This window comes from Streptococcus pseudopneumoniae IS7493, assembly GCF_000221985.1.
In the GTDB taxonomy this organism is placed as follows: Bacteria; Bacillota; Bacilli; order Lactobacillales; family Streptococcaceae; genus Streptococcus; species Streptococcus pseudopneumoniae.
In genome coordinates, this window is the sequence record NC_015875.1 from 416091 (window position 1) to 429286 (window position 13196).

The following is a 13196-nucleotide window of genomic DNA, read 5'->3' on the forward strand; positions in this document are numbered from 1 at the left end:
CTTAAACAAATCAAACAAAGACATTGAAAAAGTGAATGATAAATGATATAATTCTATTATTGTTCGTAAAAATTAAAAGGAGATTGATAATGGACAAATTATTTAAACTAAAAGAGAACGGTACAGACGTTCGTACAGAGGTTCTCGCTGGTTTAACAACTTTCTTTGCAATGAGCTATATTCTCTTTGTAAACCCACAAATTCTTTCGCAAACAGGGATGCCTGCTCAGGGTGTCTTCCTAGCAACGATTATTGGTGCAGTAGCGGGTACCTTGATGATGGCTTTTTATGCTAACTTGCCATACGCTCAAGCGCCAGGTATGGGGCTGAATGCCTTCTTTACCTTTACAGTTGTATTTGGACTTGGTTATTCTTGGCAAGAAGCCCTAGCTATGGTCTTCATCTGTGGAATTATCTCATTGATTATCACTTTGACAAATGTTCGTAAAATGATCATTGAATCGATTCCAAATGCCCTTCGCTCAGCTATTTCAGCTGGTATCGGTGTCTTCCTTGCCTACGTGGGAATTAAGAATGCTGGACTTTTGAAATTTACGATTGATCCAGGCAACTATACTGTTGTAGGAGAAGGGGCTGACAAGGCTCAAGCAACGATTGCGGCAAACTCTTCAGCAGTTCCAGGCTTGGTCAGCTTTAATAATCCAGCTGTTTTGGTGGCTCTTGCAGGACTTGCCATTACTATCTTCTTTGTTATCAAAGGGATTAAAGGGGGAATTATTCTCTCTATCTTGACAACAACTGTTCTTGCTATCGCAGTTGGTTTGGTAGATTTGTCTAGTATCGATTTTGCTAACAACCATGTTGGTGCAGCCTTTGAAGACTTGAAGAGAGTCTTTGGTGCGGCTCTTGGTTCAGAAGGTTTGGGAGCTTTGATTTCAGATACAGCTCGCTTGCCTGAAACTCTTATGGCTATTCTTGCCTTTTCGTTGACAGATATTTTTGACACGATTGGTACCTTGATTGGTACAGGTGAAAAAGTTGGTATCGTAGCGACAAATGGTGAAAATCACCAATCAGCTAAGTTGGACAAGGCTCTTTACTCTGACTTGATTGGTACTTCAATTGGTGCCATCGCTGGTACTTCGAACGTAACGACTTATGTTGAGTCTGCTGCTGGTATTGGTGCAGGTGGACGTACAGGTTTGACAGCCTTGGTCGTGGCAATCTGTTTTGCGATCTCAAGCTTCTTTAGCCCACTTCTAGCGATTGTACCAACAGCCGCTACAGCTCCAATCTTGATTATCGTTGGGATTATGATGTTGGCTAGCTTGAAAAATATCCATTGGGACGATATGTCTGAAGCGGTTCCTGCTTTCTTCACATCTATCTTTATGGGATTCAGCTACTCTATCACTCAAGGGATTGCAGTTGGTTTCTTGACTTACACCTTGACTAAGCTTGTCAAAGGTCAAGCTAAAGATGTTCATGTCATGATTTGGATTTTGGATGCCTTGTTTATCCTTAACTATATTAGTATGGCCTTATAATAGGATAACCCAGGGGGATTTTCCCCCTTTTTTAATACAAAGGAGATGGGTGATGAAAGAGAAAAATATGTGGAAAGAATTATTGAATCGTGCAGGCTGGCTGTTAATCTTTTTGCTGGCGACAATTTTATATCAGATTCCTATAGGGGTTACTGCTATTTTAACCTTAAGAGAAGTACCGCTATTACAGTCAGGACTGATAGTTGCTGGTGTTTCGATTGTGGTTCTGGTGCTATTTATTATTGGAGCTCGTAAAACGCAATTAGCAAGTTTCAATTTTTCATTTTTTAGAGCTAAGGATTTGGCACGATTGGGCTTGAGTTATTTAGTCATTATCTGTTCAAATATACTTGGTTCTATCTTGTTACAACTGTCAAATGAGACGACAACAAGTAACCAGTCTCAGATTAACGATATGGTTCAGAATAGTTCTCTGATTTCCAGTTTCTTCTTATTGGCCTTGCTTGCTCCAATTTGTGAGGAAATCTTGTGCCGTGGGATTGTTCCTAAAAAGATTTTCCGAGGCAAGGAGAATTTGGGATTTGTAGTCGGTACGATTGTGTTTGCTTTATTGCATCAACCAAGTAATTTACCTTCTTTATTGATTTATGGAGGTATGTCGATCGTTCTATCTTGGACGGCTTACAAGACCCAACGTTTGGAAATGTCTATCTTACTTCACATGATTGTGAATGGGGTTGCTTTCTGTTTGTTGGCTCTCGTGGTGATTTTGAGTCGGACATTAGGGATCTCTGTTTAAGATTTTTGACAATTGCTTACTTGTTTCTATTGGGAAAAAAGATGAATGCAATAGTGTCCATCTTTTTCTTTTTATGGTAAAATAGAGAAATAATATGGTGAAAAGCCTTGAGGGAGTGACCGATATGTCAACTAAAGTAAATCATGCAAAGACAGCTATTTGCGGAATTATCAATGTAACCCCAGATTCCTTTTCGGATGGTGGTCAATTTTTTGCTCTTGAGCAGGCACTCCAGCAGGCTCGTAAATTGATAGCAGAAGGGGCTTGTATGCTAGATATCGGCGGAGAATCGACTCGGCCGGGAAGTAGCTATAGCTATGTTGAGATAGAAGAGGAAATCCAGCGTGTTGTTCCAGTGATTAAAGCGATTCGCAAGGAAAGTGATGTCCTCATCTCTATTGATACTTGGAAGAGTCAGGTAGCAGAAGCTGCTTTGGCTGCTGGTGCCAATCTAGTTAATGATATCACTGGTCTTATGGGTGATGAGAAAATGGCGGAGGTGGTTGCTAAGGCTGGTGCGAAAGTGGTCATCATGTTTAATCCAGTTATTGCTCGACCTCAGCATCCTAGCTCGCTCATCTTTCCTCATTTTGGTTTTGGACAAGCTTTTACAGAGGAAGAGTTAGCTAACTTTGAAAAATTGCCAATCGAAGACTTGATGGAGACTTTCTTTGAACGTGCACTAGCGAGAGCAAATCAAGCTGGAATTGCACAAGAAAATATCCTGTTGGATCTAGGAATTGGCTTTGGTCTGACCAAGAAAGAAAATCTGCTTCTTTTACGGGATCTGGATAAACTACATCAGAAAGGCTATCCAATCTTTCTTGGAGTGTCGCGCAAGCGGTTTGTCATCAATATCCTTGAAGAAAATGGTTTTGAAGTCAATCCTGAGACAGAACTTGGTTTCCGTAATCGGGACACGGCTTCGGCTCATGTAACTAGTATCGCTGCGAGACAGGGTGTAGAAGTGGTGCGCGTGCATGACGTAGCTAATCACAGGATGGCAGTTGAAATTGCTTCCGCTATTCGTCTGGCTGATGAAGCGGAAAATTTAGATTTAAAACAATACAAATAAGATGAAAGAATTTGAAAACAATCAGTGGATTGCTAACTACCGGACGGATCAACCGCATTTTGGCTTGGAACGAATGGTGGAACTGTTAGCTTTGCGTGGCAATCCCCATCTCAAACTCAAGGTCATCCATATCGGAGGGACCAACGGCAAGGGTTCGACCATTGCTTTTTTGACAAATATGCTGAAAAAGCTAGGGCTGAGAGTTGGCGTGTTTAGCTCGCCCTATCTCATTCATTATACAGACCAGATTAGCATCAATGGGGGATCCATTCCAGAGGCTAGACTAGAAGCCCTCATGGCAGACTATCAGTCTTTGCTGGAGGGAGAAGCGGTCGCCAATTTGCAGGGGACAACCGAGTTTGAGATTATCACAGCCATAGCCTATGATTACTTTGCCTCGGAGCAAGTAGACGTGGCTATCATGGAAGTCGGCATGGGTGGACTTTTAGATAGTACCAATGTCTGTCAGCCCATTTTGACAGGAATCACGACTATTGGATTGGATCATGTGGCTCTACTTGGTGACACCTTGGAAGCCATAGCAGAGCAGAAAGCTGGTATTATCAAACAAGGTATTTCCTTGGTGACAGGTCGCATTTCTCCAGATGCTTTGGCTGTGATTGACCGCATTGCAGAAGGGAAAGATGCGCCGAGACTTGCCTACGGGGCAGATTATCAGGTCAGCCATCAAAAGAGTGTGGTGACAGGCGAAGTCTTTGACTATACAAGTGCTGTCAGACAAGGTCGCTTCCAGACAGGTTTACTTGGTTTGTACCAAATAGAGAATGCTGGGATGGCCATAGCTTTACTTGATACTTTTTGTCAAGAAGATGGTCGAGAACTAGCAAGCAATGACTTGCTTGCTCAAGCCTTGGAAGAAACAAGTTGGCCAGGGCGTTTGGAAATCGTGTCAAGAGATCCCTTGATGATCTTGGATGGGGCCCACAATCCCCATGCTATCAAGGCTTTATTAGCAACCTTGCAAGAACGCTTTGCGGATTATCATAAGGAAATCCTCTTTACTTGTATTAAAACCAAGGCCTTGGAGGATATGTTGGACTTGCTGGGGGCCATGCCAGATACCGAGCTTACTTTGACACATTTTGACGATAGTCGGGCGACTGATGAAAGCGTGCTGAAAGAGGCAGCTAAGTCTAGAAATCTCAGCTACCAAGGTTGGCAGGATTTTCTAGAGCAGAAATTGACAGATAAAAAAGAAGAGAAACAAACAGTTAGGATTGTCACAGGTTCCTTGTATTTCTTGAGCCAAGTGAGAGCCTATCTGATGGAGAGGAAGAATGAAAATGGATACACAAAAGATTGAAGCAGCTGTAAAAATGATTATCGAGGCTGTCGGAGAGGACGCTAACCGCGAGGGCTTACAGGAAACACCTGCTCGTGTCGCTCGTATGTACCAAGAGATTTTTTCAGGTCTTGGTCAAACAGCGGAGGAACATTTGTCAAAATCCTTTGAGATTATTGATGATAATATGGTGGTAGAAAAGGATATTTTTTTCCATACAATGTGTGAACACCACTTCTTGCCATTTTATGGTAGAGCGCACATTGCCTACATTCCAGATGGCCGTGTGGCAGGCTTGTCTAAGCTAGCCCGTACGGTTGAAGTTTATTCGAAAAAGCCACAAATTCAAGAACGTTTGAATATCGAAGTGGCCGATGCCTTGATGGACTATCTAGGTGCTAAAGGAGCCTTTGTTGTCATTGAAGCGGAACATATGTGTATGAGCATGCGTGGTGTCAGAAAACCGGGCACTGCCACCTTGACGACAGTAGCTCGTGGTCTATTTGAAACAGATAAGGACCTCCGAGATCAGGCTTATCGTTTAATGGGACTATAATACTCTTCGAAAATCAAATTCAAACCACGTCAGTTTTCATTTGCAACCTCAAAACAGTGTTTTGAGCAGCCTGCGGCTAGCTTCCTAGTTTGTACTTTGATTTTCATTGACTATAAAAAGAATCCGCTTCAAGCGGATTTTTCTAGAAAGGACTAGTTATGGATCAACTGCAGATTAAAGATTTGGAAATTTTTGCCTATCATGGTCTTTTTCCTAGTGAAAAGGAATTGGGGCAGAAGTTTGTCGTTTCAGCCATCCTATCCTATGATATGACCAAGGCGGCTACAGACTTGGATTTAACAGCCTCTGTCCATTACGGAGAACTGTGTCAGCAGTGGACGACATGGTTTCAGGAAACGAGTGAGGATTTGATTGAAACGGTAGCCTACAAACTGGTAGAACGTACTTTTGAGGTCTATCCTCTTGTCCAAGAAATAAAGCTAGAACTCAAAAAACCTTGGGCGCCAGTGCATTTGCCACTAGATACTTGCTCGGTAACCATTCATCGCCGCAAGCAACGAGCCTTTATCGCCCTAGGAAGCAATATGGGGGATAAGCAAGCAAACTTAGAGCAAGCCGTTGACAAACTGCGAGCTCGAGGTATCCATATTCTCAAAGAGTCCAGTGTCTTAGCGACGGAGCCTTGGGGTGGAGTGGAGCAGGATAGCTTTGATAATCAAGTGGTTGAAGTAGAAACATGGTTGCCTGCTCCAGTGCTATTAGAGACCTTGTTAGCCATTGAGTCAGAGATGGGACGGGTGAGAGAAGTACATTGGGGGCCTCGTTTGATTGATTTGGACTTGCTCTTTGTGGAGGACCAGGTCATTTACACAGATGAGCTTATCTTGCCCCATCCTTACATAGCAGAACGCCTTTTTGTTCTTGAGTCTCTACAAGAAATTGCGCCTCATTTTATCCATCCGACATTAAAGCAACCGATCCGCAACTTGTATAATGCTTTGAAACAATAGAAAAAACTCTAGTTTTCAGTCGTTTGTAACTGAAGGCTAGAGTTTTTATACTCTTCGAAAATCTCTTCAAACTACGTCAGCTTCCATCTGTAACCTCAAAACAGTGTTTTGAGCTGACTTCGTCAGTTCTATCCACAACCTCAAAGCAGTGCTTTGAGCAACCTGCGGCTAGCTTCCTAGTTGGCTCTTTGATTTTCATTGAGTATTAAAATAGGTCATTTTCTTCTGGGAGTAGGATAGTTTCTCTACCGTCCATGTCTAAAACCAAGACTCTGGGGGGATAAAGAGGGTCAAAGGGATGGTTAAAATCAAAATCAATGGCTGTAGGGAGGTGTTGACTTGAGAAGTGGAAGGTAATTTTTCCTTGGTTATTGAGCAATTGAAACTCGAGTTCTTCTTCCAATTCAAAGACATTTTTTAAGAAGTGGTCAATAATATACCAAAAAGAGTCAATGACATCATCAGGCAAGCTGGTAACAATGCCAAAACTAGCCGATCGCATTTGGGTATTGGTAAAAGCCATATTTTTGCCCCCTTTCTTTTCCCTTATCATACAACAAATAGGATTAAAAATCAAGAAAAGGTAATTTTTTGAAAAGGATTTTAGCTACAGGGAAAAATAAGGAAAAAATCCCAAAAATCTCCCGAAGTTAATAGGTAAATTCCCAAATTAACTTGCTTATATAACTTTCAGTTACTTTGAGAAGTTACCGAAAAATATTTTTCATATCTATTGACTTTTAGGGGTGAAATTTGGTATGATAGTAGACGGTATTGTTTACCCCATTTGAAAGGCCCCGGAACCTTCCAAATACTTTTCGATGGGAAGGAACACCCATCACCGTAAACAAAAATCGAACTATATATAGGAGAAATCATGAACAAAACAACATTTATGGCTAAACCAGGCCAAGTTGAACGTAAATGGTACGTAGTTGACGCAACTGATGTACCACTTGGACGTCTTTCTGCAGTAGTTGCTAGCGTACTTCGCGGAAAAAACAAACCAACATTTACACCACACACTGATACAGGTGACTTTGTGATTGTTATCAATGCTGAAAAAGTTAAATTAACTGGTAAAAAAGCAACTGATAAAATCTACTACACTCACTCAAACCACCCAGGTGGATTGAAACAAATCTCTGCAGGTGAACTTCGTTCTAAAAATGCAGTACGTTTGATCGAGAAATCAGTTAAAGGTATGCTTCCACACAATACACTTGGACGCGCTCAAGGTATGAAGTTGAAAGTATTTGTTGGAGCTGAGCACACTCATGCTGCACAACAACCAGAAGTTCTTGACATTTCAGGACTTATCTAAGGAAAGGAACAAATAAAGTATGTCACAAGCACAATATGCAGGTACTGGACGTCGTAAAAACGCTGTTGCACGCGTTCGCCTTGTTCCAGGAACTGGTAAAATCACTGTTAACAAAAAAGATGTTGAAGAGTACATCCCACACGCTGACCTTCGTCTTGTCATCAACCAACCATTCGCAGTTACTTCAACTGTAGGTTCATACGACGTTTTCGTTAATGTTGTAGGTGGTGGATACGCTGGTCAATCAGGAGCTATCCGTCACGGTATCGCTCGTGCCCTTCTTCAAGTAGACCCAGACTTCCGCGATTCATTGAAACGTGCAGGACTTCTTACACGTGACTCACGTAAAGTTGAACGTAAGAAACCAGGTCTTAAGAAAGCTCGTAAAGCATCACAATTCTCAAAACGTTAATCAATACGATTATATCAACGTTTCAAAGCACCCAAAAGTTTACCTTATGGGTGTTTTTTTCGTCTTTTTTAAAAAAATTCACCTCAAAGTTCACCTTATTTTTACCTTATTGTTTTAGAGACTTTAAAGCAAATTCACCAACGGTCATAGGAACAACGTTAGAAGTATTGACATAAATTTGAGTTGTACCTGTATCGCTGTGTGTTAGTGCTTCAGAAATAGCTTCTAAGCTCATTCCTGCTTGTTTAGCCAGCGTTGCTCCTGTATGTCGCAGTTTATGTGGTGTAGCGTGTGCTAGTTCTTTATGTCGCTTTCTAATACTTTTCATTTTATTGTTCAGATAGTCAGCATGTAAAGGCTTGTTGATGTTTCCTTTTGTGTCGATATATGTAAAAACAAATTGTTCTGGATTACTGATGATGCCGAACTTTGCTAATTCATATCTTTGTTGTTCTTTCCAATTTTTGAGCAATTGGAGTAAGTCACCTGAAACAGAAAAGACAGTTTTCTTGTTGCTTTTTGTTGATTTTACTTCTCCATATCTATCTAATGCTTGGAGTAATTGAATTTGCGATTTATCAAAGTCAATATGTTTCCATTGTAGCGCATAGGATTCAGACTTTCTATCCCCTAAAAAGAATGTGAGATAGAATAGGACATAATCTTTGAGTGAAATCTTTTCGTCCTCTAAATCTTTTTGAAAGGCTAAGAACCAGTCTTGTAGTTGCTCGTGTGTCAGATATAAATCTTCCTCTCTCTTGGACTCATCAAGTTGAATCTTTTTAGTGGCTTTTATTCTTCTTAATATTTTGGCAACTTTATTAGCTTCTATATATTCAAGTTCTTCTGCCCAATCAAAAATAGAAATCACATAGCTACGTAAAGATTTAAAGTTCGCATATTCGTTAGCTTTTGCTGTCATAAGGTTTAAAATAACCTGCTTGTTTTGATTTAGAAACTGTATTGTATAATTTCCAAGAAGTGGCAATATATGTCTTTCGAAACAAGTTTTAGTATTAGAGATAGTTGACTTACTTGGTGGTTTAACAGTAGATGTTGTTTGTCCTGATTTGTAGGAATCCCACCAAATATTATGATAGAAGTCTGAGAAAAGGATTTCTCCTTTACCTAATCCAGTAAATTCATTATCTTCAATTTGATTTAACTTGGTAAGCAAGTCTATTTCTGCTTGTCTTGCCTCCTTTCTTGTTTTGAATCGTTTATCGTAATAGTTGTTGTTGACGATGCCAAGTGGCATTCGTGCATCTATTGGAATGTAGATTTTTAAACGATAAGTACCATTTTGTGTTTTAGTGATAGTCATGATATTCTCCTTGTGTATCGAACCAGAAAATATCATGACTATTATAAAACAAAAATCTTGATATTTCTAGTTATGTAAGTTTAGCCATTGATCGATAGCGTCTTTATGGAATCGAATCGTTTTACCGATTTTGATTTTGGGTAAGCCTTTTACAATCCAAGAATCCAGTGTATTATTTGATATACCTAAATAGTTACAAGCTTGTTGTTTGTTCAAATAGGGACTATCGATACCGCTCTTGTCTAATTGCTCTCTGATTTCTTTCTTTATAAGATTAGAGAGTAAAAGTTGAATTTGATGAATTTGTTCATCTGGTAAGATTACTTGCATAGCTTTTCCTCCGTTATACTTCTATTAAAGTAGAGTCTGATATGATGTCTCTAGTTTTATTAGGAGTATTCGTCAAGGGAGCTTTTGATGAAGTTATTTTGCTTTTATCTGTACTATACCTTCGTGAATCTAAATACTTGGCAAAAAAGTAAGTTTTATCTACGATAAGTCTTAATAAGGTCGGATTTTCTTCTCTCGCATACCTAACCAGATGATTAAATTCAGTGAAATTATTCTTGTCTATCACGTCAATAATAGTTGATAGAAAATCATCGTTGTTATGGTTTATGAGGAATTTATCCAATTCAAATCCGCATCCAATTTCTATATCTTTGATATCGTACGGACTTTTCTCAGGATTCTCCGCATGGACAAAGTAGTCATACATCCCTTTTGGAGACATAATAGGTTCTACATGAGCAGGTCCCTTTAATTTATCCTTGATGAGTTCAGATACTTGAGAATAACTTTTGAGTGAATCGAAGAAAAAGGCGCCATGCTTATGAGCTTTTTTAAGTTCCCCTGTTCTTCTATTAACGTCTTTATCGTGCCAAGGGGATAAGATAAAGGGAATATGAAGGTCTTCAAGGATTTCTAAATAGTTTTCTGGGGCGCTCTCTCTGTAGAAAAGAAAAGCCCACTTGTTGGAACGTTGTTCTTTTGACATATACAACATACCTCGCTTTCAAATTGTATTTCTATCTATAAGGAGATTTAGAAGGGTTCTTTCGGAAGGTGGAAGACGCTTTTTTGATATTTCTGTGATTATTGATTATTGGACTAACGGGGTCGTAGTAACCCGTTAGTCCATATACCAAGCAGACGGGCGCTAGGTGGCGCTTACTTCGTGCGCCATAGCGCCCGTCCTATTATTTACGTCTTGTTCCGATAAAGTAGAAGTCCATGCCCTTTCTTTCAGGTCTTGAAAAATAATAGTCAGGATTGCGACTAGAAATTTCTTCACTGATGATTGTTTCCAAATCTTTTAGAATTCTAATGGCTTGTTGCGATTTGGGGACAGGAATAATCAATGTTGTGCTTTCCTCTCGTATATCTACAACCACTTTCTGAATCGCTTTATTGAACTGTTTGTTGATAGGGTTGTATCTCTTTGTGTTTCCTTGCTCGCTTGTGCTTACAGTTTCTGAGTACTCTCTTTGAATCAGAAATAGACGAAGAGAAAAGGTCTGTGTAATGGACTTAAAGAGGTTTGATATTTTATCTTCTCTGTGGCGTATCTTAATTTCATAGCCAACTAATCCAAGGAATAAGAGAAGGGACAATAAAGAAATAGATGAGCTGATAAAGTGAAGCAAGCGCAGGAAATCAAACAGAGATGTGAAATAGATACTGTTTTCCAAGGGATTCATTCCAAGCCTCAATAAGATTGAAATAAACATAGATAGGATTCCCATTATAAAAAAGGTAGTTGCTGGATGAATGGTTTTTTGAAAATTCGTTTTTCTCATAGTCTATAAAATTCCTTTCTTGGTGTAATAGGTGGGACAGAGGAGGGGGAAAACTTGATAAGGATGTTCGTTATCAATAATCTGTATAAGTCCTGTTCCTTTGCCTATCGGAATAACGATGCCCTCAGGGTCGAGGTCGGGAAACAAAAACTGTGTGGTCTTTTTATTAATGTTTCCAATCTGTATCAGAACATTCAATTGTTCCCGAACGGATACGGGGATAGTTGTATGGTCAAAGCGTTGACTGACTAGAAGTAAATGAACACGTGTAGCTCGTCCCAGTAGTGCGATTTGAGACAATAAAGAGAAGAAAGAATCTTTGATGGTTCTGTTGACTCCTTCTGACAAGGCTAGTACTTCATCAATAACAATGGTTAGATGTTTAAATTCATGACGTGGATTTTCAAACAAGATGGCTTGCCTTTTATGAATGATGGTCATACACTTGCTCAGGTTTTCATTAATTTCTGAAACAAAATCAGATTTAGAGCGGTTTTCATGGGGGTGAATAACGGGAGTTTGGTGTTCTCTTGCCCAGCGTGATGGTGTATCAAACTTAGGGTCAATAATAATTAGGTCAGAAATGTTTTTCAGGACACTAAGTAGATAAGTCAAAGCGTAACTTTTCCCACTACCGGAATTACCAGCAATAGCCAAAGAAGTTACCTTATCATAGTTAATGGCTAGATTTTTCATGATAGGAATATTATTACCCTTTAGAGACGAGGTAAATATCTCAAGGTCTGGAATGACCAAGCGCTCCGAAACTCCTTTTTTCCATGGAAAGAATAAGCCACGCTGAACATGAATATCCTCTGACTTTAAGGCGATAAAGTAAGCAGAGTTTTGTTTCAATAGCGTATATTGAGGATAGAGGGAGGCGTTTGCGATTAGAAAAATCTTCTGATACAAGTCATCATCAATGATAAAGCCACATGGTAGACGAGGGACAAAGATAAAGCCGTCTTCTCGGACAAGAATGTTAAAAGAGTTGGTGTAGGATGTTTCACCCTGTAATACAGAGCCCAAACCCATATTTAGGCTCTGTAACAGGTATTGTTCCAACTCTCTTTGTGTGAGAGTTGAAACCATTAGTTCACCTCTTTCAATCCGTCAGCTTTGAAGTAGACATTGTAGTTAACTTCGCATGCCATTAGACCTTCAAATGAAACCAGAGATAGGTAGTCTGGCAGTTCAGGTGCTTCTGTAAATTTCACTTGAAAAGGCGGAAGTCCTTTTTGTCCGAACCAAGCCTTATAAGCGACAATTTCCCCTGTTGGTTTGTTGTTTTCGTACTTTTGTTGGGGTTCGAGTTCGTCACTCAGTAAGTAGATAGGAGCGTTGAGGTCAACGTATTGTTGAGCGATATGGTTTGAGTAACCGCCTTTTCGGTGTTGTGGTTTGATTTTCATATGGATATACCTTTCTATATGAAGCTTAAAAACTAAGAAGAGACAAGCTCGGTTTGAGGTCATGAGCTGGACTTTTAAAACTACCTCCTAATTAATGGACAAAATTAAGGGTAGTTGAACCATTTTTGAGCAAAAAAGGCCTAATTTTTTTGTTCAATTATTCTGTGAGTCTTTCTTTTATATAAGACATTATTTTCGGTATCTTACGTTGGATTTTACGATAGTCCTCATTTAATCTTCTACCCATTTCTCTGAAAGAAAGTTTCTTGTAGTTTATATAGGTTTCCCCCCTATACGTATATTCATATTCTTCAAATGAATGGCAAAGTAAGATAATGTCTCTGTCAAGTTCATCTAATTCAGATAGAACCTTTTTTAATCTTGGCAATTGAGCTAAGGTAAATTCTTCATCTTCTGTCTGAATGAGAAAGTCAAGAGGATTAGGGGAATCATCTATAAACAAGTCAAGTGGAGTTGTTTCGTTATTTGTTCTTCCATTGTTTATTTTGGAGTTTAGACTTATTTCTTTACGACGACATTGGCGAGCATAACTATTTTCATGTCTATCACTCTCATTTAGCCATTCAAGCCAGAAAGATTGCTCTTCTGGAGTTAGAGATTTAACGAGTTTTTCATTTAATTTCTTTTTAGAAATTTCTTCATATATATTATTCATGTTGGTTCCTTTCTGTCCTTAGGACGGAAAGAAACTTCAATGAGCCATACTGAATACCGATAGATGTGAAAAGGGC

The 13196-nt window shown here is 39.5% G+C and carries 17 protein-coding genes; 8 read left to right on the top strand and 9 right to left on the bottom strand.

Features of this window, described 5'->3' with window-relative positions:
- The first annotated feature begins 89 nt into the window (after window positions 1-89).
- The 6 genes from SPPN_RS02360 to folK all read left to right on the top strand — a co-directional run bounded on the left by SPPN_RS02360 (window position 90) and on the right by folK (window position 6173).
- Window positions 90-1508 carry an NCS2 family permease gene (locus SPPN_RS02360; RefSeq protein WP_000359267.1) on the top strand — a complete coding sequence of 473 codons (1419 nt, stop codon included), beginning with the start codon at window positions 90-92 and terminating at the stop codon, window positions 1506-1508.
- Window positions 1509-1560: 52 nt separating this feature from the next.
- Window positions 1561-2268 (top strand): CPBP family intramembrane glutamic endopeptidase, encoded by a 708-nt coding sequence (locus tag SPPN_RS02365; RefSeq protein WP_000660472.1) that lies wholly within the window; start codon window positions 1561-1563, stop codon window positions 2266-2268.
- Window positions 2269-2362: 94 nt separating this feature from the next.
- The gene (gene folP, locus SPPN_RS02370) at window positions 2363-3343 is read left to right on the top strand and encodes a dihydropteroate synthase (protein WP_000240973.1); all 981 of its coding nucleotides are present in this window, start codon (window positions 2363-2365) and stop codon (window positions 3341-3343) included.
- 1 nt (window position 3344) lies between these two features.
- On the top strand, window positions 3345-4667 hold the full coding sequence (locus SPPN_RS02375; RefSeq protein ID WP_000657461.1) for a bifunctional folylpolyglutamate synthase/dihydrofolate synthase: 1323 nt from the start codon (window positions 3345-3347) through the stop codon (window positions 4665-4667).
- A complete protein-coding gene (folE, locus tag SPPN_RS02380) occupies window positions 4648-5202 on the top strand; it encodes a GTP cyclohydrolase I FolE (RefSeq protein WP_000380916.1) in 555 nt (184 codons plus the stop codon). The genes SPPN_RS02375 and folE overlap by 20 nt, the downstream gene beginning before the upstream one ends.
- Window positions 5203-5360: 158 nt before the next feature.
- Complete coding sequence (gene folK / locus SPPN_RS02385; protein WP_000372517.1) at window positions 5361-6173, top strand: 2-amino-4-hydroxy-6-hydroxymethyldihydropteridine diphosphokinase; 813 nt, start codon at window positions 5361-5363, stop codon at window positions 6171-6173.
- Between the two features lie 76 nt (window positions 6174-6249).
- Here folK and SPPN_RS14150 read toward each other — a convergent pair whose 3' ends face one another.
- Both SPPN_RS14150 and SPPN_RS02390 read right to left on the bottom strand, forming a co-directional pair.
- On the bottom strand, window positions 6250-6372 hold the full coding sequence (locus SPPN_RS14150; protein ID WP_272941555.1) for a hypothetical protein: 123 nt from the start codon (window positions 6370-6372) through the stop codon (window positions 6250-6252).
- A gap of 6 nt (window positions 6373-6378) precedes the next feature.
- Window positions 6379-6696 carry a DUF960 domain-containing protein gene (locus SPPN_RS02390; protein WP_000886037.1) on the bottom strand — a complete coding sequence of 106 codons (318 nt, stop codon included), beginning with the start codon at window positions 6694-6696 and terminating at the stop codon, window positions 6379-6381.
- 354 nt (window positions 6697-7050) lie between these two features.
- On the opposite strand from SPPN_RS02390, the gene rplM reads away from it, so the two are divergent.
- Window positions 7051-7497, top strand: coding sequence for a 50S ribosomal protein L13 (gene rplM, locus SPPN_RS02395; protein WP_001044624.1), 447 nt, complete (start codon window positions 7051-7053; stop codon window positions 7495-7497).
- Between the two features lie 19 nt (window positions 7498-7516).
- Window positions 7517-7909, top strand: coding sequence for a 30S ribosomal protein S9 (gene rpsI / locus SPPN_RS02400; RefSeq protein ID WP_000075973.1), 393 nt, complete (start codon window positions 7517-7519; stop codon window positions 7907-7909).
- A gap of 106 nt (window positions 7910-8015) precedes the next feature.
- Here the strand turns inward: rpsI and SPPN_RS12645 are convergent, their stop codons facing one another.
- The 7 genes from SPPN_RS12645 to SPPN_RS02435 all read right to left on the bottom strand — a co-directional run bounded on the left by SPPN_RS12645 (window position 8016) and on the right by SPPN_RS02435 (window position 13120).
- Window positions 8016-9233 carry a site-specific integrase gene (locus tag SPPN_RS12645; protein ID WP_000156559.1) on the bottom strand — a complete coding sequence of 406 codons (1218 nt, stop codon included), beginning with the start codon at window positions 9231-9233 and terminating at the stop codon, window positions 8016-8018.
- 66 nt (window positions 9234-9299) lie between these two features.
- Window positions 9300-9563, bottom strand: a complete 264-nt coding sequence (locus SPPN_RS02410) for a helix-turn-helix domain-containing protein (RefSeq protein WP_001196067.1) — start codon at window positions 9561-9563, stop codon at window positions 9300-9302.
- Between the two features lie 13 nt (window positions 9564-9576).
- Window positions 9577-10230 (bottom strand): replication protein, encoded by a 654-nt coding sequence (locus SPPN_RS02415; RefSeq protein WP_000032482.1) that lies wholly within the window; start codon window positions 10228-10230, stop codon window positions 9577-9579.
- A 202-nt stretch (window positions 10231-10432) separates the two neighbouring features.
- On the bottom strand, window positions 10433-11032 hold the full coding sequence (locus SPPN_RS02420) for a hypothetical protein (RefSeq protein ID WP_001232743.1): 600 nt from the start codon (window positions 11030-11032) through the stop codon (window positions 10433-10435).
- Between the two features lie 3 nt (window positions 11033-11035).
- On the bottom strand, window positions 11036-12124 hold the full coding sequence (locus SPPN_RS02425; protein ID WP_000255253.1) for a type IV secretion system DNA-binding domain-containing protein: 1089 nt from the start codon (window positions 12122-12124) through the stop codon (window positions 11036-11038).
- Entirely contained in the window at window positions 12124-12438 is a 315-nt protein-coding gene (locus tag SPPN_RS02430) for a hypothetical protein (RefSeq protein ID WP_025170852.1), read from the bottom strand. The genes SPPN_RS02425 and SPPN_RS02430 overlap by 1 nt, the downstream gene beginning before the upstream one ends.
- Before the next feature lie 163 nt (window positions 12439-12601).
- On the bottom strand, window positions 12602-13120 hold the full coding sequence (locus SPPN_RS02435) for a hypothetical protein (RefSeq protein ID WP_001060107.1): 519 nt from the start codon (window positions 13118-13120) through the stop codon (window positions 12602-12604).
- Window positions 13121-13196 lie beyond the last annotated feature (76 nt).